Raw genomic sequence first — 21,662 nt, 5'->3', positions numbered from 1 at the left:
TAAATGAATGATTTAATTATTAGAAATAAACAGGAGATCGAGAAGAAGAGGTCGAATAAAGGTTTATCTTAGAATGGAGGTGTTCCTCAGTTGTTAACTGCAAAACTAAAAGATGGCACAACTATTTCAATGTGTGATCAGTGGACCTTTATCCAGCTAAAGGATATGAGAGAGGAAGTGAATTTTTATTGTCCCTGCTGTACGGCCGAACTTCTTCTCAAGATTGGCGACAAGAAACAATGGCATTTTGCTCACAAAAAAGGATCTTCATGTACTGTTCAAGGAGAGCCTGAATCCCTTTATCATTTGAGAGGGAAAAAGCAGCTATATGAATGGATCAGAAAACAGGGCTATAAAGCTGCACTTGAAGTATATCTTCCGCTTATTAGACAAAGACCAGATGTGTTATTCAAAGTGAAAGATCAGCTTTATGCTATCGAATATCAATGTTCAGTTATTGAAGAGAGCCAAATACGAAAAAGGTCGAAAGGGTATGAGCAGCTTGGCATCATTCCTATTTGGATTTTTGGCGGCAATCGTTTAAAAAGGGTAGGTGCAAAGGTCTTTTCTATCCAATCGTTTGAATGGTATGCCAGTTCGATTCTACGTGATATCCCCTCTGTCATTCACTATTATTGTTCCGACCTTCAAAAATTTATCACTCTTACACATCCCTCTCCAATTTCTAAAATGAAACACGTAGCTCCTCTTCGTGAAGTTTCGAATCAGGACTTTCTACTAGCCCACTTATTGCATATGCCAGACCCTATTTCATCCTTTAATGAGAACTGGATAGAGGTCAAAAAGAAATGGCGCTATGCTAAAGCATATCCTTACCCCACCCCAACTGATCGATTTTTTCAACAATTATTGTATCATCACCGTATCCCGCCTTCTTTATTTCCCATAGAGGCTGGATGGCCCACTCCTTCCTATTCCTTGATTGAAACCTCTCCTCATATTTGGCAGACGTATTTATTGTATGCCTGTCTTCTTCAAAAGCCAACTCACCACCCTATTACCTTTCGTTCGATTCATTCATGCTTTCTTAAAAAGGAAGGGAAACGTTGGCTGAAAATGAGGTCTTTTTATCAGCCAGTCTATTTAGAAGAAACGCTAGCTGGGTATCTCACATTTTTAACGGAAGCAGGCTTTCTGCAGGTGATCTCTGAGCAACCCAAAACGTATATGAGGCTTCGGGATGCTGTAATTCCTCTTACTGTAGAGGAAGCGAACCAGCTTGATCATAAACTATTGCATCAATCCCGAAAAAACTTACATGTGGATAGTTAATAAAGAAAGGAAAAACCTCCTTTATGACGAATAATATAAGTTGGGAAGGAATGATTTCACACCTTCTCTTTTTGAGCGATCATATTTGGAGGGATTAATCTTGGCTAAACAACGTTTAAAAAGAACTGAGGTACCTGAAGCTTCAAAATGGGACCTAGAAGCTATTTTTGCGACAGATAAAGAGTGGGAAGAAGAGTTTTCTGCTGTAAAATCTCTTTACCCGCAAATGACCGCATATAAAGGGAGACTAGGAGAATCAGCTGAGAGTCTATACGAAGCACTTCAAAAGCAAGATGAGATCAGCGAGCGCTTAAACAGACTATATACGTATGCTCATATGCGTAATGATGAAGATACAACAAATTCACTCTATCAAGGGCTGCATGACAGAGCAATGAGTCTAAGTGCACAAGTTGCACAATCTGTAGCATATTTAACTCCTGAACTGCTAGAGCTTGATGAGAAAGTAATTAAGCAATTTTTGGATGAACACGAGGGATTAATCAGATATGAGCATATGTTGGAAGAATTGTACAAAGAAAAGCCGCATGTGTTATCTGAAGCAGAAGAGGCAATCTTAGCTCAAGCGAGTGAAGCGCTTCAAAGTCCTGGGCAGACGTTTGGTATGTTAAACAATGCAGACTTAACATTTCCGACAATAAAGGATGAAGATGGTGAAGACGTAGAGATTACTCATGGCAGATTTATATCTTTACTTGAGTCAAAAGACCGTAATGTGAGAGAAAATGCTTTTAAAGCTGTTTATAATACATATGGGCAGTTTAAAAATACCTTTGCTCAAACATTAAGCGGCCAAGTGAAAAAGGATTTATTCTTTGCAAATGTACGGAAGTACCGCTCGGCTAGGGAGGCAGCATTAAGTCAAAATCATATCCCAGAGGTGGTGTATGATCAGTTAGTAGAAACGATTAATAAAAATATTCACTTGCTGCATCGATATGTGAAGCTGCGCAAAAAAGTACTAGGCGTTGAAGAGCTGCATATGTATGACTTGTATACACCGTTAGTAGAAGGCAGCAAGGTCAAAGTTTCTTATGAAGAGGCTAAAGAACTTGTAATCCAAGGGGTCGAGCCGCTTGGAGAAGAATACGTGAACGTCTTAAAAGAAGGTTTTACTAAACGCTGGGTCGACGTAGAAGAAACGGTTGGTAAGCGCAGCGGAGCCTATTCTTCAGGTGCATACGGAACGATGCCCTACATTCTAATGAACTGGCAGGATAACATCGATAACCTATTTACATTAGCTCATGAATTTGGCCATAGTATGCACAGCTACTATACTCGTAAGCATCAGCCTTATGTCTATGGGGATTACACTATTTTTGTCGCTGAAGTTGCTTCGACTCTAAATGAATCATTATTAAATGATTACTTAGTTAAAACGACAACAGATAAACAACAAAAGCTGTACCTGTTAAATCATTTTCTAGAAGGATTTAGAGGGACAGTTTTCAGGCAGACAATGTTTGCTGAGTTTGAACAGAAAATTCATGAACTGTCTGCTGAGGGGGAGGCTTTGACCCCTGAATTGTTAACTACAACCTATTATGAATTAAACAAGAAATATTTCGGTGAAGAAATGGTTGTAGATGAAGAGATTGGTTTAGAGTGGGCACGTATCCCTCATTTCTATTATAATTTCTATGTTTATCAGTATGCAACGGGCTACAGTGCAGCAGCAGCTCTTTCAAAGCAGATCTTAGAAGAAGGGGAGCCTGCGGTTGATCGTTACTTATCCTTCTTAAAAGCAGGAAGCTCTAATTTCCCAATCGAGGTGCTGAAGGAAGCTGGTGTAGACATGACGTCTAAAGAGCCAATTGAAGAAGCGCTGCGCTTATTTGAAGAAACACTTGATGAAATGGAACGTTTATTAGAAGCATAGGTAAATGTATACATTGTAAGGAGGCCCCGCGTTTACTATATGAACGCGAGGCCTTTTTGATATAAGCTATCTGTACCCCTTAAATCGATTTTGTTTCAATGGAGGACTAATGGTAAATAGAATAGAAAGGAACAATAGTGGAGCTGCAACAAACAGCGGGAACATACTCATTAGGGATAAGATGTAAAAATAGAAGGCAATGATGATTAAAATGATCCCGATAAAGCGCTTTGCCTTAGTCAATGTCAATCTTCCTTTCATTAGGAAATAGTCATATTAAGTGAATAGGTATGTAACATATGTATATGAGGGTGAGGTCTGTTTAAGACAAGTTTTTACACATATGACGATCTGATGAACGATGCAGAATCAATATTGTCTTACCTTGATTCATTTGATATTCTATACATGTGAAACACATCACATTCTCTCCCCCATAGAGGATGAAAAGAGCGCCTCATATTGAGACGCTCTTTTATCAACTCTTTTAGCTGCCGATATACCTCCAAAAGGTTCCGTATTTTACCGGGACGGCTTCTACTTTTTGCTGAAGTTTTAACAATTTTAATTGTTTCTCAGCTTCCTCAGGAGACAAATCAAACACAACCGCTGCTTCAATTGTCGCCACGAATTTATATCTCTTAAGGAATTCTTCAATAGAAATAGGCTCGGCTTTTTCCGGCGTATAGCCTAGGAGTTCTTCAATCATTTGAACGTAGATGTGATAAGGATATAAGCCTGTAATACTTAAACCTTCCTCATCTGCATTATTATTGAAGAAAACAAAGGTCGGAACCACTTCAACGCCCATCTCATTTGTTGTTTTTATATCACATTGAAGAGCCTTCTCTGCAAGTGGTGATTCAAGGTCTTTCTTAAATTCTTCTAAATCTAAATAAGCAGATTCGGCACAATTCATAATGATCTCATCTTCGGTAATGTTTTTTTTCTCCAAAAACAAATACTCTCTTAATTTACGCAAAAAGCGTGCACCTGCGTGTGGTCCTTGTAGTTCCGCAGCTTTAATGGCAATAGATGCTTTATATGGAGAAGACCATTCATGTTCTAACCATACATCCCCATCACATGACATCCCGGTTTCATGAGCAATCTTTTCCCAAACCTTAGCTATTTCACTCTTTTTGGCTAAGCCTTTTTTTGTTTCTTGGCAGAAATTCCATGCTTGTAATCGGCCAGCGACTAGAAATCGAATTTTGAAATAAGCCCCGTACTCTACTTGGAGCTTTTTTAATATCGGTTCAAACGCCCAGCATTCTGCGCATAGCGGATCAATAAAAGTATATATTTCCAGCGGCTTACGTTTTGTTTGCAGGGGGTGTTCAGGATCCAGACCACATATGCCGTGTTCGTTATCACAAGATGAATGGAGCTCTTTTGGTTTCAATGGTCATTCTCCTTTCTTAAAAGCTTTTTTCATTGTAGGCAGTCTCTATTTATTAACCATATGATGAGCAGTCATCGTTAGTCTTTCCATCATGTATTCACGTATAAGACCTTCTACCTTCACGGTATCCATTGCTTTATTCATACAAGACAGCCATGCTTCTGCTTCTTTTTTAGAAATCGGAAATGGCATATGTCTTGCTCGTAACATAGGATGGCCATGCTCTTCTGTATAAAGGGAAGGACCACCTAAAAATTGAGTCAAAAATTGTTTTTGTTTACGCGCCGTTTCCGTTAAATCCTCTGGAAATAAGGGGGCTAGGTCTGGATGATTAGCTACGTATGAATAAAACGTATCGACCAACTCAGAAAGAACGGCTTCTCCGCCGAGGGCTTCATAGGGTGTCATTTGGTTTGACATGTATCTCGCTCCTTAACACAGCCAGTACACTCTTAGGGTGAGAGCTAGTATAATTAATATAAAAGAGCAGCTGCATAATTTGACCTATCTGTACCTTACTGTTTGTGATTATAATTGCTAATCATTACTGTTTCATATTGTAGCAACCTCAAACAACTTCGGCAAATAATCTGTTTGCTAATAACAGCATAGAACAGCCTTTAGCGTCTTAAAAAGAGGGGAGCGGTCCTTTTGAATCATCCAAAAGATATGAACATGACCAAGTTACATACAGTATGTCCTCATAATTGTCCTGATACTTGCGGTCTGACCGTAGGTGTGAGGCAAGGTGTTGTGCAGCATGTCACCGGACAAGCGAGCCACCCTGTTACAAAAGGAGTCATTTGTGAAAAGGTAAGACATTATCCTAAAAAGATCTATTCAGAAAAAAGGCTGAAAAAACCTCTCAAAAGAATAGGGGGAAAAGGGGAAGGAAAGTTTGCGGAGATAAGTTGGAGTCAAGCAATGGCAGAGATCTCAGCAGAGCTTTTAAACGTGAAAAAGCGATACGGAGGGAGGAGCATACTGCCGTATAGTTACAGCGGTACAATTGGAGTCATTCAAAATGCCAGCATGGACCGGCGTTTCTTTAATCGTCTTAATTCGGCAATGATTGAGCGTACGATATGTTCAGCTGCAGGTAATGCTGCTTTTTTGTATACGATGGGTGCACAAGTCGGTATAGATCCTGAAGATACTGTCCATTCATCTCTCATCATTATTTGGGGAGCGAATACACTGTTAACAAATATCCATCAATGGCTGCTAATAGAAGAAGCGAGAAAAAAGGGAGCGAAAGTTATTGTAATTGATGTAGAGCGGACAGAAACTGCTAAAAAAGCAGATCAATATATTCAAGTGTCTCCTGGAACTGACGGTGTGCTTGCTTTAGGTTTGATTCATGTTTTATTTGAACAGGAGCTGGTTAATCAGACATTTATCCGCCGTCATACAATAGGTGTAGATCATTTGAAAGAAGAAGCATTGGCATACACCCCTGAATATGTAGAAGAAATGACTGGTGTTAAAGCAGAAGTGCTTAAGCAATTAGCTATTAAGTATGCTGCACATAAAGCTTCCTTCATCCGTATTGGGAATGGGCAGCAGCACCATACAAACGGAGGAATGAATACACGGGCGATTTTATGTTTGCCAGCGTTGACCGGTGCATGGCAGCATCGGGGCGGGGGAGCGATCTTTTTTAATTTAAGTCAAGGCAGGGTGAATTCAAAAGCACTTGAGCGGCCCGATCTTCGGACAGAAAAAGCAAAGCTTATTAATATGAATAGTCTTGGTGAGGCATTGGTGGCACGAAAGGACCCTGTTAAAGCGTTATTTGTCTATAACAGTAATCCTGCTTCAGTGAATCAAGATCAGTTGACTGTTCTAAAAGGGTTAAAAAGAGAGGATTTATTTACAGTTGTGCATGAGCAAACGATGACTGAGACAGCCATGTATGCAGATTATGTACTACCTGCAACGACAGCGATGGAGCATCTAGACTTATATAAATCATATTGGCATCGCTACTGGCAAATAGGGAAACCGGTCATTAAGCCTCTAGGTGAAGCGGTTTGTAATACAGAATTATTTAGAAAACTGGCGGATGCATGTGGTTTTAAAGAAGAATGCTTTTTAGAGGACGATGAAACCCTTATCCGACAGGCCATAATAGACAAGCCCAACCACTGGCAAGAAGATCTGTTAGCAGGGAAGGCTGTGAAATGGCCATTAGAAGATGTAGATGATGTGGAACCTTGGACGGCGGGAGATTACCTTACTCCATCTGGTAAAATTGAATTTTATTCCGAACAAATGAAACAACACGGCTTATCACCTGTCCCTTCCATCAATAAATTGATGAAAAAGGGGGAGGATGAATGGTGGCTTTTATCCTCACCGCATCGAAGGGGTTTAAATAGTCAATTTCTAACTAGTTTTTATGACGAGGGGGAAGAAGAGCCTCTTGCCGTTATTCACCCGAAAACAGCAGGGAAATGTAAAGTTGTTGAGCACGACACGGTTTCGCTGTTTAATCGAAACGGGTCCATTGAGGTGAAGGTGAAAGTTGACGATCGTGTAGCTGAATCGGTGATCATGATTAGAGGGGTCTGGCCGCATAAAGCATTTGGCGGGAAGAATACAAATGCTTTAACTACGAATAAACTTTCCGATTTTGGCGGCGGAGCGACCTATTTCACTACATTGGTAAAAATAAAGAAGAAACAGTAAAAAAACACCCCCTTATAAGGATGAAAGGGGGGCTCATGCATTTAGATACGTATTATACACTTTTGGGACGTAATTTTGGGTTTCTTTGAATGGCGGGATGCCATTATAACGGTCAACATTTCCTGGTCCTGCGTTGTATGCCGCAAGAGCAAGTTTCACGTCTCCTTTATATTTATCAAGCATTTGACGTAAGTATTTAGTTCCGCCCTCAATATTTTGTTTAGGATCTAACATATTATCTACCTTAAGCATACGGGCAGTAGCTGGCATCAGCTGCATTAAACCAGTCGCTCCTACATGACTTCTAGCAGATGGGTTAAAGTTAGACTCGTGTTTAATCACAGCATAAATTAACTTTGAGTCTACATTGTATTTTTTTGCTGCAGCTTCAATAAAGGAGGCAAATGGGGCGCTGTTGTTTAATGGCTTTGAATATTGATGCTCTTGTGAATGAACCTTATCCCCTTTGCTCGTTCGGCTTTGAACCTGACTAGCTTGATCAGATACACTTGATTGTTGCATCTGCAAAAATAAATAACGGTCTCTTAATGAGGGGTTCATAAATAAGTCTTGGTTTCTACCTATCGAAGTACCCATCAACGAATTGCTTATTTCATTTGTATTCTCTTGCTGTAAGAAGGCAGCAAAGAGAGGGCGTAAAGAAGCGGCTTGAGTCGTCGTGTCCTGAGTCACATTTCTTATAAAAGGTTGTGTGTTGACAGAGTTTAAAAATGATAAATCCATAAGGTTACCTCCGTAACAGATTTAACCTAACTTTACCAAATATTTCACTAGGCAACAATTAGTTTATGATGATAATTGTTGTTTTCTATCAAAGAAACGCTCAACTTTATTCGGTGTAAGGGCTTGGGAGAGGTTGGCGCTCGATAATAGGTTTTCTATTACGCTATGTGCATGCGATAAAGTACTGCCTTCAAATTCAACTTCATAGTCTACTTGACCTAAGTAGGTACTTTTATCAAAGCACAAAATGCCGTTCTCATATTCCCCTTCGATCCGGCTTGTTGTCAATGTACCTAAGTAGGTTAATGAATCTACGTTAACACCCAGCTGCATGAGTTGCTCGCACACCTCACCTGAAGGAAGTTCTCCTGTATTAATAGCATGCTCTGCTTCATTTAAAGAGAGCATCTGGTGGGTTTCAAGTAAGCCTTCTTGTTCGGGTTTCTTGTTCGGTTCTTTTAAGGTTAATGTATAGGTCCCTTCTTTCTCTCGAATGCGAAGAGCAGATTTTTTGTTCTTAAGGATAAAATCAGCTGTTTCAAAGTAATGATTTTTTTGAGTAACAGCATGTTCAACAGAGTAGTTTACTTTTTGGATTAAATGGTGAAAAGCCTGTTCTGTAACTAATGATTTTACTTCAATTTCAATTTCTTGCGACATATCGGCTCACGTCCTTATATTTTGAGATTTCCTCATTATCTCATAGCTCCAATGTCTACTCAATACAGATCTTAATTACCTTGTGCTGCTAATAGGAATGAACATAAGTGTGTGGTAAACTTGTGTGGTAAACTATTGAAGATAAATACTCTATGAATGTGAATGTTGGAGGGTACTATGAAGAAGTTGAACGTATTAGAAATTACAAAAAATAGTGAGGGGTATGCTGCAGTGTGTGAGCATACATTTACTCAGAATGAAATCAAGGGAATCAAAGCCGGAGAGAGAATGCTGGTTGATTCTGATGGGTTAGCACTTATATACATAATAGAAGACGATGAGCAGTTTTACTATGTATCTTTTGGTCAAAATACATGGCCTTTGCTCAATGAAGCGTATAAGACAGAGGCTCCGCTTATTTTAGAATTTGATTCTAATCATACACTTGAGTTACTGCAGCTGCATGCTGAACTAGATTTTCTTTTAGAGAATATTGAAGGGAACAGCAATTATGGTGAAGAGTTAGAGACAGCTGTTTGTGAAGTGTTTAAAAAGACTGTTTAGCAATGGACGGATGGTGATTGAATGAGTGACTGGGGAACTTTTTTAATGCCTTATAAGCAAGCGGTTGAAGAGTTGAAAGTGAAATTAAAAGGGTTGCGCGAACAATATCAGCGATCTTCTAATCATACACCGATTGAATTTGTCACTGGGCGAGTCAAGCCTATCTCTAGCATTGTAGATAAGGCAAAACGAAAAAATATTCCTTTAAATGAACTCGAGGATAAAATGCAGGATCTTGCGGGAGTTCGTATTGTTACACAATTTGTAGAAGATATTGAAACGGTTATAAAGTTAATTCGCACACGCACAGACTTTGACATCATAGAAGAACGGGATTATGTGGTGGAAAAGAAACCAAGCGGATATCGTTCGTATCATTTAGTGCTCCGTTATCCTGTCCAGACGATTGAAGGCGAGAAGAAAGTTTTAGTAGAGCTTCAAGTCCGCACGCTTGCAATGAACTTTTGGGCAACGATTGAACATTCTCTTAATTATAAGTACAGCGGAGAAATTCCAGAAGATATAAAAATGAGGTTAATGCGTGCGGCCGAAGCTGCCTTTAAGCTCGATGAGGAAATGTCGATTATACGTGATGAGGTAAGAGATGCTCAGGAAATATTTATTCAAAAACAAGAGCAAGGCAGAAAGCTATAGGAGCAGGAAGGGATGAGGACCATATGAAATTTACCGTCACTTCACGTGGTGATGATCTTTCTAACACATTACAGCAGCGAATCAAACGATATTTGTTAGATTTTGGATTAATATATGATGAAGAAACTCCTGAGATGGTTGTAACAGTGGGCGGAGATGGTACCTTGCTTCAAGCTTTTCACGACTACAGTGAACGTCTTGAAGATACTGCTTTTGTAGGAATCCATACAGGCCATTTAGGATTTTATGCAGATTGGGTGCCAGATGAGGTGGAAAAGCTTGTGATTCACATCGCTAAGACTCCTTATCAAATTGTTGAATATCCGCTGCTTGAAGTCGTCATTAGGCATGAGGGCGAAGGGAAGTCTGAGCGCCATCTTGCATTAAATGAATGTACGGTTAAAAGCTTAGAAGGTTCTCTTGTAAGTAATGTACAAATAAAAGGAGATACATTTGAGGTCTTCCGCGGTGATGGGTTATGTATATCAACACCATCAGGTAGTACAGCTTATAATAAAGCTCTTGGCGGTGCTATTTTGCACCCTTCTCTTGCTTCGATTCAAATAGCTGAAATGGCTTCGATTAACAACAGGGTATATCGGACAGTAGGCTCGCCGCTTGTCTTGCCGCAGCATCATACCTGTTTGTTAAAGCCATTAAATAATGTTGATGTTCAAGTAACAATTGATCACTATACACTTGATCACAAAAGAGTGAAGTCGATTCAATGCCGGGTTGCAGAAGAGAAGATCAGATTCGCTAGATTTAGACCCTTCCCATTTTGGAAGCGTGTAAAGGATTCATTTATCGGTGAGTAACATGTCTCAAAATGAAAGAATGTCATGTAAAATACAGTGGGTTGTACCAGCGAATGTTGTTTCTTCAAACGCTTGTTCTTCAATCAATGAGGGAGTTAATGAGGGAATGCTCCTTAGAACGTTTTTGCGGGAAGTTAATGGGATTTCTAAGAAATCGTTAGCCGACATAAAATTTAAGGGTGGAAAAATCCTCGTTAATCAGAAGGAAGTCACGGTTCGAACAACGATTTTCAGTGGGGACCGAGTGGAAGTGTATGTACCGCCTGAGCCTAAAAATGAATCACTGAGGCCTGAATGCATCTCGCTAGATATTCACTATGAAGATGATCACCTTTTAGTGATAAATAAGCCGCATGGAATGCCTACGATTCCATCTAGAGAGCACCCAAGTCGTACGCTTGCTAATGCTGTTATGGGGTACTATGAAAGCCACCATATTCCCTTTACCTTTCATGCTGTAAACCGGCTGGATCGTGATACTTCAGGGCTTTTAGTTGTAGCTAAACATGGGTTAGCTCATGATCAATTGTCTAAAGGACAAAGGGCTGGTAAGCTGAAACGATATTACTTGGCGTTAGCTGAAGGCTATGTTCAACCGAGAGAAGGAACGATTCACGCTCCTATTAAAAGAAGGCCCTCAAGTATTATTGAGCGGATGGTTGCAGCTGATGGTCAAGAGGCGATTACTCATTATAAAGTAATCAATACTAATCAAGCTTATTCTGAAGTAGAGATTAATCTTGAAACGGGCCGAACTCATCAAATCCGTGTACACTTTGCCCACTTAGGGCACCCGTTACTTGGGGATGACCTTTACGGGGGCAGTATAGAATTGTTGGCAAGACAAGCTCTCCATTGCCAAAGAGTTGAATTGATTCATCCGTTTACAGGAAAGTATCTTCACTTTTCTGCTCCACTCCCTAAAGATTTGATTGAAGTCAAAGACAAACTCATAAAATAAAGCGAAAAGCATCCTAAGAATCCTTTTGCTAGGACCCCTAGGATGCTTTTTTTATTCTGTTGTCACTTGGTTTACAGTCATTCGTGCAAGTTCCGTTTCAGATTCGTCTAACACAGCTACTTCAATCATTCCCTGTAATTCATCGATCGGCTCTTCAACTTGATAAGCGAAGGATTCAGAAATGAAATAACTTCCATTCGGTTTTATATCGAATGTTTCAAGGTTTCCTTTACGGTCCATGAATGCGAATGGAGATTCTTGGTCTAATTGGTCTAAAAGATTTTCATCATTTATATGAAACTGAACACTTAACGGTCCTGAAGGAATAGCAGTAGGATTTTCAAAACGCGTATAAATTGTGAGCAATGACCGTTCCTCATCTACGATTAAACGAGTCGCTTCTTCATCAATTGTCACTTCTAAAGACGGACCGCAGCCTGATAATAGGAAGATAAGCAATAGGAAGAACCATCTCACTTTTGATTTTTCTAGTTTCATTTTAATTTGATCTTTCAATCTTTTTCAACTTCCTTTCTAAATTAATCAATTAGGTTTACTTAATACGTTTAAGTAAATGAACGGAACTTTTCTTCGACATATGGCATAGAAGAAGAAACTTCTACTGTTTTCATTTCAGGATACCTTAAGGCGGTTAACTTTCCCCCGAATACACAGCCTGTGTCAATATTTACGGTGTGGTTCAAAAAGCGTGGCTCTTTGACCGGCGTATGGCCATAGACAACAACTGCACGTCCATTATAACTTTTTGACCAATCCCTTCTAACAGGGGTGCCATCAGGGTTTGTTTCACCTGTAATATCACCGTATAACACAAATGTCTTGACCCTTTTATTCATTTGCCCAATATCCTTGGCTTGAATCCCGGCATGAGCGATAACAAGGTTTCCGCTATCCAATACGTGGTATAGAGGGGACTTCTCAACAAGAAATAGAAACATCTTTCGGATTTGGCTGTATTCCTCTTTTGATACGTTATTTAATTCTGCAACGGTTGTCTCTAAACCATGTTTTTGTTGGACATTTCTACCTAGAAAAAATCTATATAGTTTATCACAGTGATTACCAGGTACATAATACGCTTGTTCATCTTTCACTAAGCTATAAACTAATTTTATTACTTTAAGTGAATGAGGTCCCCTGTCTGTGAGGTCGCCTACAAAAGCAAGTTTTCGCCCTTGTGGATGGGCAAAACTTGTATTAGATTTCTGATATCCTAATTTTTCAAGCAGGAATACCAATTCTTCATAACAGCCGTGCACATCGCCAATACAATCTATGTTCAATGATTTCACTCCTTATTAATCATTTTAAGACATGAAAGAATACAAGCATTTTAGCATAAATCTTTCCATACGAGATAAGGATATACAAACTATATCTATTTCAATCAAATTGTAAGGGTATACATTTCAGCTCTTCGTTGACAATGAAGAGCTGCTTTCTTTAAGATGGTTAGGATAAATAAAAATAAAAGGTGTGCTGATTTTGTTTGAACAACCCGTGACGAACCCCGTCCTTATTTTTGCTATTGCTATGGTTGTCTTTTTAATAGCCCCGTTAATCATGGCGAAGCTGCGTATTCCTGGAATTATAGGTTTAATTTTAGCCGGGGTCATTATTGGTCCTAATGGTCTTGGGATGCTTGATCGTGACCCCACCATTGTTTTACTTGGAACGGTTGGACTTCTGTATATTATCTTTATTGCAGGTCTTGAGATTGATTTAGATGGATTTAAAAAATATCGAACAAGAAGCTTGTTTTTTGGTTCTATGTCATTTACTATCCCGTTCATACTCGGAACCATTGTTGTTTACCTTCTAGGTTATTCTACAGCCGCCGCTATCTTGCTTGGCTCGCTGTTAGGTTCTCATACGCTGCTGGCCTATCCAATTGCCAGCCGTATTGGGATAACGAAGAATAAATCTGTAACGACCACTGTTGGCGGGACAATTATGACGGATACTTTAGCCCTTCTTATCTTAGCGATAGTGGCAGGCTCTACTCAAGGTGAACTAACAGCTAATTTCTGGTTTATCCTGCTCGTATCTCTTGCACTTTATGTAGCCGCGGTACTAATATTAGTACCGATTGTAGCTAAATTTTTCTTCCGCACATTGAGCAGTGAAGGAGCACTTGAATTTATCTTTGTAATGACGGTTCTGTTTGTATCAGCTTATTTTGCGACAATAGCAGGTTTAGAACCTATTATAGGGGCATTCCTTGCCGGTCTTGCGTTAAACAGATTTATTTCTGAGCAGGGTACATTGATGAATCGAATCAAATTTGTAGGTAATGCTTTATTTATTCCATTCTTCTTATTATCAGTTGGAATGCTGATGGATATAAGAATATTATTGTCGGACCCGTCTGCATGGCTTATGGCAGCTGTTGTCGTGACACTTGTTATTAGCGGTAAATTTTTGGCTGCATGGATTGCAGGTAAAATCTATCACTATTCGTCCGACGAAATTAAGCTGATGTTTGGATTATCGATTCCGCAGGCAGCTGCAACATTAGCAGCAACATTAGTCGGGTATGACCTTGGTTTATTTAATCAAGCCACAGTAAATGCAGTGATCGTCATGATCTTAGTGACATGTATGATCGGTCCATATATGGTGGAAGTGTACGCCAGAAAGATTGCTTTAAAGGAAGAACAGCGGCCGTATGAGCCTTCAGAGGCGCCGCAAAGGGTTCTAGTGCCTGTCGCAAACCCAAAAACGATTGAATCCCTGCTTGAGCTAGCATTTATTATTAGAGGGAATTCACCTGAGCCTCTATACACATTATCCGTTGCGCAGGGGCGCGGGGAAGAGGCACCTGAGAAAATCATTCAAGCGGAGAAAACTCTTAGTAAAGCAGTTAGTTATGCCGCTGGCGCTGAAGTGCCTATACAGATGTTAACGCGTGTGGATCCGAATATTACTTCAGGTATGATCCGGGCTATGCAAGAGTCTAGAATCACTACAGCCGTGATAGGGTGGAATGGTAAATTATCGACCCCGCAGCGGATGTTTGGAGGGATATTAGATCAATTGCTTGAAAGAACGAACCAAATGATTTTAGTGTCTAAGCTCGGTCACCCTTTAAATACGACGAAAAGACTTGTCGTTATTATTCCTTCAGGTTTTGACCATAAAAGGGCCGCGTATGAGTCCATTCGTACAGCTAAGCAGCTCGCAAGTCAAATAGGAGCGATCATTACGGTTTATGTGATTCATGATGAGACAAAAAGCTATGAGAAGATGTTTGACAAGGTGAAACCTGATGTGCAGCTTCAAGTGATCGGCGTTCCTACATGGAATGAATTACATCACTCCTTTATGCCTCACTTGCGTAAAGATGATCTAGTTGCTGTATTAAGTGCAAGACGAGGTACTCTTGCATGGCATCCACAATTAGAGCGGCTGCCTCGAGTGCTTGCTGTAGCGAAGCCAGAGAGCTTTATTATGATTTATCCACCAGATAGGGAACCGGTGGATTTGCGTGGATCTAGAGGGACAGATGTACCCAGAACAATGTTATCTAATAAATCTTACGAAGAATAAAATAATTAACATAAAGAACTGCATCTGAATTGAGACGCAGTTCTTTTATGTCTAATTTTTTTATAGGAAGTCTTGTATCATTTGAACAAATTGTTTTGCTCTAATTTGGTTCGTATGTTGTGAATGGATAAATTCATACCCATTATTGGTAATACGTTCTCTTTCATTAGAGTTTGACAAGTAATATTCTGCCTTTTCATAAAAGTTATCACGCGAGCATGCAACAAAGTTATCACCGTCTACAAAACCTAAGTCATTAATTTCTCGGTTAGGTTCTGCAAGCAATAAAGATCTACAACCAGGAACTTCAAAAAATTTAAGGACAGCAAACCCGCCTAAATTATCTGTACAGCCACATGTGAAAAATATTTTCGCCTTATTTATTTCTTTTGCATATTTCTCGTTAATTAATAACTTTTCATTTTCTTTTGCATTGTGTCCAGGGTGTGGATGAAAAACAAAGTTATCTAAGTTTCTCATTTTATCCAAAACTAGATCTCTAAATTGATATCTTCCTTTCTGTGGCTTCACTTTTAAATCTTCAGCCCATACTAATCCTAGAAGTAAATAGTCTATACTCTTGGGCTCTTTCCAATCTTTAATAATCAAAGGATTGATTGACCAAGGAAGCCACCTTAACTTATTTTTCAGTTGGGGGAATACTGCCAAAAATGGATGCTTGCTAACTGAAAAAACTAAATCAATCTTATTTTCGTTGAAATATTGTATTCTTTTTTTATTATCCCAGTGTAAATCGATCACATAGCAACCTTTTGGAATATTAACATTTTCTAATCCGGTAATGTTAGGAGATAGGGCATAATTCCATGCAATGTCATAATGGAAGATAAAATCTGGTGTAAAAGGAATTTCTTTAAGAATGTCTTTAATATCTCCATCCTCGTACCAATAGCACAATTGAGCATATTCTTCAATTGCATTAATGATATCCATTTTTATTTTATGTTTAGGGTGAGAAAGATCAAATCTCTTGATTAGGATTAGAATTTTTAATTGCTCTGTCAATTTAAATGTCTCCTCCCTGCAATGTGTATATCACATCTATATGCAAGAAGAAGTCAGAGTGATTGCAAAAAATAAGAAGTGCACCCTAAAGGGTGACACTTCTTACATATTGTTAATTAACAAGTTCCGTTGTCACGACTAACCGTTCGCGGTGTGTCCGCTCTACTCTGTCAAATTCACCTGTACACGTAATCAAGTTTAAACGCTTAGCAGAAGTGTAACCGAAGATTTGATCTATTGGAGCGTCATTGTACGGATAAATTTCCATACTTGTCACTTTAAATTCGAGTGTCTGGCCTTCTTGGTCAGTTACATACACTTGATCGCCAACCTCTAACTGATCGAGATGAAAGAATATGGCTAGACCAGTTCTTGAGTCCACATGACCTGCAAGTACTGCACTCCCTTGACTGCCGGGTTTGGTCCCTGGTTGAAACCAGCCTACTTCAAAGGGGTCTTCAGGAACCTCCATTTGCCGTTGTTCATTTAAACCAACTTCTAAAACGTCAGCTTCTATCTCGATCTTTGGAATAGAGATGGATGCCGGCACAATCCCTGATTGGTGTTGTATGGCTGATGGTATTACTTTCTCTTGTGCGGCCGCTTGATTGAGAGCTGTTGAATCGTTCGTTGTAAGAGTAGAAGGTGGCTCAGCAACCGTATCAGCCTGCTGGCACCCGCTTACAATGAATATGCTGACAAGAACGATAAACAGTAGATTATGCTTCTTGTCTACGACGAATATTAAGAAAAAAGACAGCTGCACCGAGTGCTAGTACTCCTGCAAATAAAATTGGCATGAAGCTAGTGTTGTTTTGTGCACCGCCCATCCCTGTGGCAGGCATTTCAGCTGGCATCGCTTCGTGGGACATGTCACTTAATACAATGATATCAAGTCCAGGTTCTCCATCAGAAAATCCTACTGCAAAAACACTGTAAAGCATGTCTGCTTGAAGTTCAGTCGCTGGAAGCTCAAGCACAACATCTTCTGTTCCTGCAACTCTGATTTCAAGATCTAATGTAGCGGGTGCTGTTTCTAAATAATCAGTAACAGCTTTAAAAGGTGAATCTTCGAATAATACATCCCCGCCTGCTACTGCTACATCTACATTTGGCGCATCAGGAGAAAAGTGTCCAACTCGTACTTTCGTTTGTCCCGCTGTAGTCATTTGTTCGTCATTAATAACAGAAAGCTCAAGGTTTTCAATCGTATTAACAGCGGCTACTGTGTATGCTTCTCCGCCTTCAACAGATAATGTAGCAGAGAGCATAGGTTCTTCTTCTTCAACTGTACCAGCAGCAAAGATTTCTACCTCATGATCTCCTGATGGAACATGAAGGTAATCAGTTGCCGCTTTGAAATCGGCCCCGTCCACGACAACATCTCCATTTAATACAACATCTACAGCTGGTGCATCGGGAGAGGCATGTACAACACGAACTTTCGCTTTATCATCCCCGTGGTCCGCTGCCAGTCCTGCACCTCCAAATGATAAGGTTAGGGCACCGACTAATGATAAAATGAATCCTTTTTTCAACATGAAATCATCTCCTCGTGTTTGATTAATTTTGTATGGTTATTACTGTTTTGAAAGCCTTCCAACAAAAAGTCACCTCCTTATACAGTTTGTTTAAGTTTTGTTGTACTAATGTACAGTTGAAGTTTAGCTTTATTCCGTCGAAGTTGTCAAAACATTAGCTATACTAATTCGGTAAAATAAGACGATAGACCTAATATGTATAATCTTCTCTAATTGGGAATGTTAGAAGAGAAGGAGGTATGACCTATGGAACCGCATATAATATGTCCTAAATGTCATAATAAGAAAGAAATTAGACATTTACTAACTGCTCAGTCAAATCAAAATATCATCTATGAATGCCCAAATTGTGCATTTATCTTACGAAATATAGAAACAAAGAAGGGATAAGATCTTAATTTGTTGAAAGAGATATTAAGGTAGTACCAAGTAATGGAGAGGTATGATATAATAATTAGTACTTGGTACTAATAACTACCTATAACGGAGGAGATTATATGATTCAGCTGTCACTAAAAGATCGTACATATGTTGTCATGGGTGTGGCAAATAAAAGAAGTATCGCGTGGGGAATTGCTCAATCACTTGCTAGTGCAGGAGCTAGATTAATATTTACATATGCTGGTGAAAGACTTGAGAAAAACGTGCGCAGTTTGATGGACACACTAGATCGTGAAGATCATCTAATTCTGCCGTGTGATGTTACGGATGATGCGGCAATAGACCAAACGTTTTCTAAGATTAAAGAAGAAGTAGGTACAATCCACGGTATTGCTCACTGTATCGCTTTTGCTAATAAAGAAGAGTTGGAAGGAGAGTATTTAAACACAACTCGTGATGGGTTTCTCCTTGCTCAAAACATCAGCGCTTACTCATTAACTGCTGTAGCAAAAGCAGCGCGTCCGCTATTGTCTGAGGGTGGAAGTATTGTGACGTTAACATACTTAGGCGGAGAAAGAGTTGTTCGCAACTATAATGTTATGGGTGTGGCAAAAGCTTCTCTAGATGCAAGTGTGAAATACCTAGCGAATGATTTAGGAAAGGAAAATATTCGTGTTAATGCAATCTCAGCTGGTCCGATTCGTACGTTAGCAGCTAAAGGAATTGGCGGTTTTAATGATGTTTTAAAAGAGATTGAAGAACGTGCCCCATTACGTAGAACTACAACACAAGAAGAAGTAGGGGATACAGCATTATTTTTAATGAGTGATCTTTCTCGTGGGATAACAGGAGAACTTCTACATGTAGATAGCGGGTATAATACATTATCCCTTTAAGAACATAACAAAAAAGCAAGCACCTGTTTAAGGTGCTTGCTTTTTTGTTGATTAACGAGGGCCAGGAGATTGGCTGCCAAAGCCTCCTTGGCCTGATTGCTGACCATAAAAACCTCCCTGACCACCGATTCCCCAGAACCACCAAGGGAAAAACGGAGGTCTAGGGCGTGGTGGTCTTGGTTGTGGCCCTGGACCAGGGCCTTGATGTGGGCGTGGTGGGATCGGCCCGTAATATGGAGCAATTCCAACTAAATCACTGTTATGCACTTGAATAAACTGAGGCTGATAGTAAGGAGCCTGATAAATAAACATAGAAACCATTCCATTACGTCGGTTAAAGTCAGTTACATAGGCAATGACTTGGCCGTAACCTGGGATAGATGTTGTGATCCACTGATTTACATATTGGTCAATAACGGATGGGGGGAGAAATTGCACAGATGGTTGCTGGCGGTAAAGGTTATGTTGTTCATAAAAAGTCATAAAAAACACTCCTCTCAATATAGAAACAAAGAACTATACAGTAGCCTATGTTAATAAAATAAATAAGTGTATGTATTTCTAATTTATATGGTCAAAGTAGTCTGCTTTTGCGTAATTATAAATAATTGAAATGGAGGGGTGAATATGGGGGAATATGTGAATTGGATAGATTTTGTAATTCTTTTTCTTGCCGTTTTCAGGCTTACTCACTTAATTGTGTTTGATCGATTGTTTGATAGAGTGAGAAATATTTTTGTTGAAATTATTGAAGAGATACAAGATGACGGTGAGGTATACCAATATATAGAAAGTAAGGGGCGTGGATTGAGAAAATTAATAGGTAATGTTATTAGTTGTTATTGGTGCACGGGGGTTTGGGTTTCAATTTTTCTAGTCATAGCATTTGTTTTTTTATATCAAATTATTTGGATTCCACTGTTAATATTCGCTATTTCCGGCGCAGCCGGTATTATAGAGAGTATGTTGCGAAAATAAATATTTATATGCACTTGACATAGAGATGTCAAGTGCTTTGAATAATTTAGATGAAGGCACAACTTATCTTGTTCAGAGAGGGCACCCCTTTAGGGTATTCTTCAGAATAAAAATAGCTTTGAATTTTACAATTAAGTAATGGAGACTTGAATGGAATCTTAATTTCAAAATCAGAGAAAGATAGATGTTCGTTTATATCTATACTATGCTGCTCAACAGGCTGTAACCAATATTGACCGGTCTTTCTAGCATCTTTAAAAGTAGTACCCTCAAGAAAACGCCAAGCTTCTATACTGTTTTCTTGAATCATGCCATCACTCATGGATGGACGATCAGTTTGAATTCTTGCAGTTAAGTTAGTTAGTAACGGGTCATCAAATTCAATACAAATGACCGGAGACGTTAAGGGAGTCGCAGTACTATTAATTATTTCTAAGTTTCCTTTAATGATAATTGGTTCTTCTTCATTAGCGGTTTTAGGTATAATTAACGTGTACATAAAAATGCTGACAGGGAGGTTGTTACCGCCGGTGTTTTTACCTGTAGGTTGTTCAATTACGGTATTATGCGAATTTCTTTCAAATCTCGATACATTTTCCATTAAAGATTGGATCGTCTCTTGTTGAGTTTTTATAAGGCTTTCACTCTTATTAAGACGAGATCTTAGTTTTTTTATTTCAGATTTATAATGTATAATCTGTTGTTGTTTTTGAAGATTATTTTGAGGTGAATTTTTTATGTTTTTATTCATAAGAGCCTCCTTTTTTTTCTTACTTTTATTCTATGTCTATGAATCAATTAAAGAAGAAAAAATCGAGCATTGGTAACCAAACCAATGCTCGACTCTTTGAACCAATATTTATTTAGTGTGTCTTCCTGGAAAAATGAGAGGACATTGAGGTGGATTTTTTTCAGGCTTACAAACCACAATATCGCTGATTGGAAATTCATTACGAGGCTTGCAATATGCTGCTTCGATTTCTAATTTAATGAAGTCTGTAACATGAACGTCCAAACAGAATGCAATATCGATACTTAAGATTGCAGTATCGTTGCAGCTGATTAACTCTACATCACACTCTCCGTCAATTACACGTGCATGTACGCACGTCCCTTTTGGTGCGCATAAATAGAATGTTTCAGTAGTGCAGAAATCTACAATTTTAGACTCGACTACACAACGCTGGCCATCTAGAATAAGCACCTTGACTTTTCCAGAAATTAGAATTTTAACTTTTTGCAGCTTTACTTCTTCACCGCTAGGTAGTGTTACCTCAACTTTTTGACGCCCATGAGCTTGAACGATCTCTTTTGCAACTAAACAATCCTCTAATACGATACATTCAGTTGTAAGTGAAGGATTTTTATCAAGAAACTCACAAAAATCGTCATCAAAGGCTTCGTTCTCTTCAAAGAGATCCTCTAATTCTGGACCGAAGAAAGTTTTTCGTTCAATCTCAACTGGTCTTATAACCCAGTCAAAGACTTTTTCAGCATTAATACATAAATTATTCTTTTTATGACTCATCCTTTTACCTCCTATTTTTACCCTTCTAAAGTATTTAGTGGGTATTCAG

23 protein-coding genes are annotated in these 21,662 nt (G+C 39.1%); 10 read left to right on the top strand and 13 right to left on the bottom strand.

Annotated features, from left to right (window positions below):
* The first annotated feature begins 90 nt into the window (after positions 1-90).
* Together A33I_RS11265 and pepF are read left to right on the top strand one after the other, a co-directional pair.
* Entirely contained in the window at positions 91-1,293 is a 1,203-nt protein-coding gene (locus tag A33I_RS11265; protein WP_022628527.1) for a competence protein CoiA, read from the top strand.
* 100 nt (positions 1,294-1,393) lie between these two features.
* Complete coding sequence (pepF, locus tag A33I_RS11260) at positions 1,394-3,196, top strand: oligoendopeptidase F (protein WP_022628526.1); 1,803 nt, start codon at positions 1,394-1,396, stop codon at positions 3,194-3,196.
* A gap of 66 nt (positions 3,197-3,262) precedes the next feature.
* On the opposite strand, the gene A33I_RS20580 is transcribed toward pepF, so the two are convergent.
* From A33I_RS20580 to A33I_RS11250, 3 genes are all read right to left on the bottom strand, one after another.
* A complete protein-coding gene (locus tag A33I_RS20580; protein ID WP_235806186.1) occupies positions 3,263-3,439 on the bottom strand; it encodes a hypothetical protein in 177 nt (58 codons plus the stop codon).
* Positions 3,440-3,683: 244 nt separating this feature from the next.
* Complete coding sequence (locus A33I_RS11255; protein WP_022628525.1) at positions 3,684-4,601, bottom strand: ClpXP adapter SpxH family protein; 918 nt, start codon at positions 4,599-4,601, stop codon at positions 3,684-3,686.
* Between the two features lie 45 nt (positions 4,602-4,646).
* The gene (locus A33I_RS11250; protein WP_022628524.1) at positions 4,647-5,021 is read right to left on the bottom strand and encodes a globin domain-containing protein; all 375 of its coding nucleotides are present in this window, start codon (positions 5,019-5,021) and stop codon (positions 4,647-4,649) included.
* A 231-nt stretch (positions 5,022-5,252) separates the two neighbouring features.
* Between A33I_RS11250 and A33I_RS11245 the strand changes: the two genes are divergently transcribed.
* Complete coding sequence (locus A33I_RS11245) at positions 5,253-7,292, top strand: molybdopterin-dependent oxidoreductase (RefSeq protein WP_022628523.1); 2,040 nt, start codon at positions 5,253-5,255, stop codon at positions 7,290-7,292.
* 33 nt (positions 7,293-7,325) lie between these two features.
* Here the strand turns inward: A33I_RS11245 and A33I_RS11240 are convergent, their stop codons facing one another.
* Together A33I_RS11240 and A33I_RS11235 are read right to left on the bottom strand one after the other, a co-directional pair.
* A complete protein-coding gene (locus tag A33I_RS11240) occupies positions 7,326-8,036 on the bottom strand; it encodes a lytic transglycosylase domain-containing protein (protein WP_022628522.1) in 711 nt (236 codons plus the stop codon).
* A gap of 63 nt (positions 8,037-8,099) precedes the next feature.
* The gene (locus tag A33I_RS11235; protein ID WP_022628521.1) at positions 8,100-8,696 is read right to left on the bottom strand and encodes a CYTH domain-containing protein; all 597 of its coding nucleotides are present in this window, start codon (positions 8,694-8,696) and stop codon (positions 8,100-8,102) included.
* A gap of 177 nt (positions 8,697-8,873) precedes the next feature.
* Here A33I_RS11235 and A33I_RS11230 point away from each other — a divergent pair, with 177 nt between their 5' ends.
* The 4 genes from A33I_RS11230 to A33I_RS11215 are packed head-to-tail and all read left to right on the top strand — an operon-like array spanning position 8,874 to position 11,693.
* Positions 8,874-9,260 (top strand): UPF0738 family protein, encoded by a 387-nt coding sequence (locus A33I_RS11230; RefSeq protein WP_022628520.1) that lies wholly within the window; start codon positions 8,874-8,876, stop codon positions 9,258-9,260.
* A 21-nt stretch (positions 9,261-9,281) separates the two neighbouring features.
* Entirely contained in the window at positions 9,282-9,914 is a 633-nt protein-coding gene (gene yjbM / locus A33I_RS11225) for a GTP diphosphokinase (protein ID WP_031311579.1), read from the top strand.
* A gap of 23 nt (positions 9,915-9,937) precedes the next feature.
* Positions 9,938-10,732, top strand: coding sequence for an NAD kinase (locus A33I_RS11220; protein WP_022628519.1), 795 nt, complete (start codon positions 9,938-9,940; stop codon positions 10,730-10,732).
* Positions 10,725-11,693, top strand: a complete 969-nt coding sequence (locus tag A33I_RS11215) for an RluA family pseudouridine synthase (protein WP_083477637.1) — start codon at positions 10,725-10,727, stop codon at positions 11,691-11,693. The genes A33I_RS11220 and A33I_RS11215 overlap by 8 nt, the downstream gene beginning before the upstream one ends.
* A gap of 51 nt (positions 11,694-11,744) precedes the next feature.
* On the opposite strand, the gene A33I_RS11210 is transcribed toward A33I_RS11215, so the two are convergent.
* Positions 11,745-12,209 (bottom strand): hypothetical protein, encoded by a 465-nt coding sequence (locus A33I_RS11210; RefSeq protein ID WP_022628517.1) that lies wholly within the window; start codon positions 12,207-12,209, stop codon positions 11,745-11,747.
* 50 nt (positions 12,210-12,259) lie between these two features.
* On the bottom strand, positions 12,260-12,997 hold the full coding sequence (gene prpE / locus A33I_RS11205) for a bis(5'-nucleosyl)-tetraphosphatase PrpE (RefSeq protein ID WP_022628516.1): 738 nt from the start codon (positions 12,995-12,997) through the stop codon (positions 12,260-12,262).
* Between the two features lie 202 nt (positions 12,998-13,199).
* On the opposite strand from prpE, the gene A33I_RS11200 reads away from it, so the two are divergent.
* Complete coding sequence (locus A33I_RS11200; RefSeq protein WP_022628515.1) at positions 13,200-15,263, top strand: cation:proton antiporter; 2,064 nt, start codon at positions 13,200-13,202, stop codon at positions 15,261-15,263.
* Between the two features lie 60 nt (positions 15,264-15,323).
* Here A33I_RS11200 and A33I_RS11195 read toward each other — a convergent pair whose 3' ends face one another.
* The 3 genes from A33I_RS11195 to A33I_RS11185 form a co-directional block, all read right to left on the bottom strand.
* Positions 15,324-16,289 (bottom strand): glycosyltransferase family protein, encoded by a 966-nt coding sequence (locus A33I_RS11195; protein WP_022628514.1) that lies wholly within the window; start codon positions 16,287-16,289, stop codon positions 15,324-15,326.
* Positions 16,290-16,401: 112 nt separating this feature from the next.
* Positions 16,402-17,055 carry a class F sortase gene (locus A33I_RS11190; RefSeq protein WP_022628513.1) on the bottom strand — a complete coding sequence of 218 codons (654 nt, stop codon included), beginning with the start codon at positions 17,053-17,055 and terminating at the stop codon, positions 16,402-16,404.
* Complete coding sequence (locus tag A33I_RS11185) at positions 17,009-17,830, bottom strand: DUF4397 domain-containing protein (protein ID WP_022628512.1); 822 nt, start codon at positions 17,828-17,830, stop codon at positions 17,009-17,011. The genes A33I_RS11190 and A33I_RS11185 overlap by 47 nt, the downstream gene beginning before the upstream one ends.
* A 500-nt stretch (positions 17,831-18,330) precedes the next feature.
* On the opposite strand from A33I_RS11185, the gene fabI reads away from it, so the two are divergent.
* The gene (gene fabI / locus A33I_RS11180) at positions 18,331-19,107 is read left to right on the top strand and encodes an enoyl-ACP reductase FabI (protein WP_031311576.1); all 777 of its coding nucleotides are present in this window, start codon (positions 18,331-18,333) and stop codon (positions 19,105-19,107) included.
* Positions 19,108-19,158: 51 nt separating this feature from the next.
* Here fabI and A33I_RS11175 read toward each other — a convergent pair whose 3' ends face one another.
* Positions 19,159-19,590 carry a hypothetical protein gene (locus A33I_RS11175; RefSeq protein ID WP_022628510.1) on the bottom strand — a complete coding sequence of 144 codons (432 nt, stop codon included), beginning with the start codon at positions 19,588-19,590 and terminating at the stop codon, positions 19,159-19,161.
* 144 nt (positions 19,591-19,734) lie between these two features.
* On the opposite strand from A33I_RS11175, the gene A33I_RS11170 reads away from it, so the two are divergent.
* Complete coding sequence (locus tag A33I_RS11170) at positions 19,735-20,085, top strand: DUF1360 domain-containing protein (RefSeq protein WP_022628509.1); 351 nt, start codon at positions 19,735-19,737, stop codon at positions 20,083-20,085.
* 46 nt (positions 20,086-20,131) lie between these two features.
* On the opposite strand, the gene A33I_RS11165 is transcribed toward A33I_RS11170, so the two are convergent.
* The gene (locus A33I_RS11165) at positions 20,132-20,836 is read right to left on the bottom strand and encodes a hypothetical protein (protein WP_022628508.1); all 705 of its coding nucleotides are present in this window, start codon (positions 20,834-20,836) and stop codon (positions 20,132-20,134) included.
* A gap of 108 nt (positions 20,837-20,944) precedes the next feature.
* Positions 20,945-21,613, bottom strand: a complete 669-nt coding sequence (locus A33I_RS11160; protein WP_022628506.1) for a BMQ_0737 family morphogenetic spore coat protein — start codon at positions 21,611-21,613, stop codon at positions 20,945-20,947.
* Between the last annotated feature and the right edge of the window lie 49 nt (positions 21,614-21,662).

The sequence above is a fragment of the Alkalihalophilus marmarensis DSM 21297 genome, from assembly GCF_000474275.2.
In the GTDB taxonomy this organism is placed as follows: Bacteria; Bacillota; Bacilli; order Bacillales; family Bacillaceae_D; genus Alkalihalophilus; species Alkalihalophilus marmarensis.
Note: the sequence above shows the minus strand (reverse complement) of the source record. Positions and strands in the feature narration are given on the sequence as shown.

What these genes read in the sequence shown, in the direction of transcription:
- A33I_RS11250 (WP_022628524.1), bottom strand. Translation starts at nt 5,021, where the DNA reads ATGTCAAACCAAATGACACCCTATGAAGCCCTCGGCGGAGAAGCCGTT.
- A33I_RS11240 (WP_022628522.1), bottom strand. Translation starts at nt 8,036, where the DNA reads ATGGATTTATCATTTTTAAACTCTGTCAACACACAACCTTTTATAAGA.
- A33I_RS11235 (WP_022628521.1), bottom strand. Translation starts at nt 8,696, where the DNA reads ATGTCGCAAGAAATTGAAATTGAAGTAAAATCATTAGTTACAGAACAG.
- A33I_RS11230 (WP_022628520.1), top strand. Translation starts at nt 8,874, where the DNA reads ATGAAGAAGTTGAACGTATTAGAAATTACAAAAAATAGTGAGGGGTAT.
- yjbM (WP_031311579.1), top strand. Translation starts at nt 9,282, where the DNA reads ATGAGTGACTGGGGAACTTTTTTAATGCCTTATAAGCAAGCGGTTGAA.
- A33I_RS11220 (WP_022628519.1), top strand. Translation starts at nt 9,938, where the DNA reads ATGAAATTTACCGTCACTTCACGTGGTGATGATCTTTCTAACACATTA.
- A33I_RS11185 (WP_022628512.1), bottom strand. Translation starts at nt 17,830, where the DNA reads ATGTTGAAAAAAGGATTCATTTTATCATTAGTCGGTGCCCTAACCTTA.
- A33I_RS11175 (WP_022628510.1), bottom strand. Translation starts at nt 19,590, where the DNA reads ATGACTTTTTATGAACAACATAACCTTTACCGCCAGCAACCATCTGTG.
- A33I_RS11170 (WP_022628509.1), top strand. Translation starts at nt 19,735, where the DNA reads ATGGGGGAATATGTGAATTGGATAGATTTTGTAATTCTTTTTCTTGCC.
- A33I_RS11165 (WP_022628508.1), bottom strand. Translation starts at nt 20,836, where the DNA reads ATGAATAAAAACATAAAAAATTCACCTCAAAATAATCTTCAAAAACAA.
- A33I_RS11160 (WP_022628506.1), bottom strand. Translation starts at nt 21,613, where the DNA reads ATGAGTCATAAAAAGAATAATTTATGTATTAATGCTGAAAAAGTCTTT.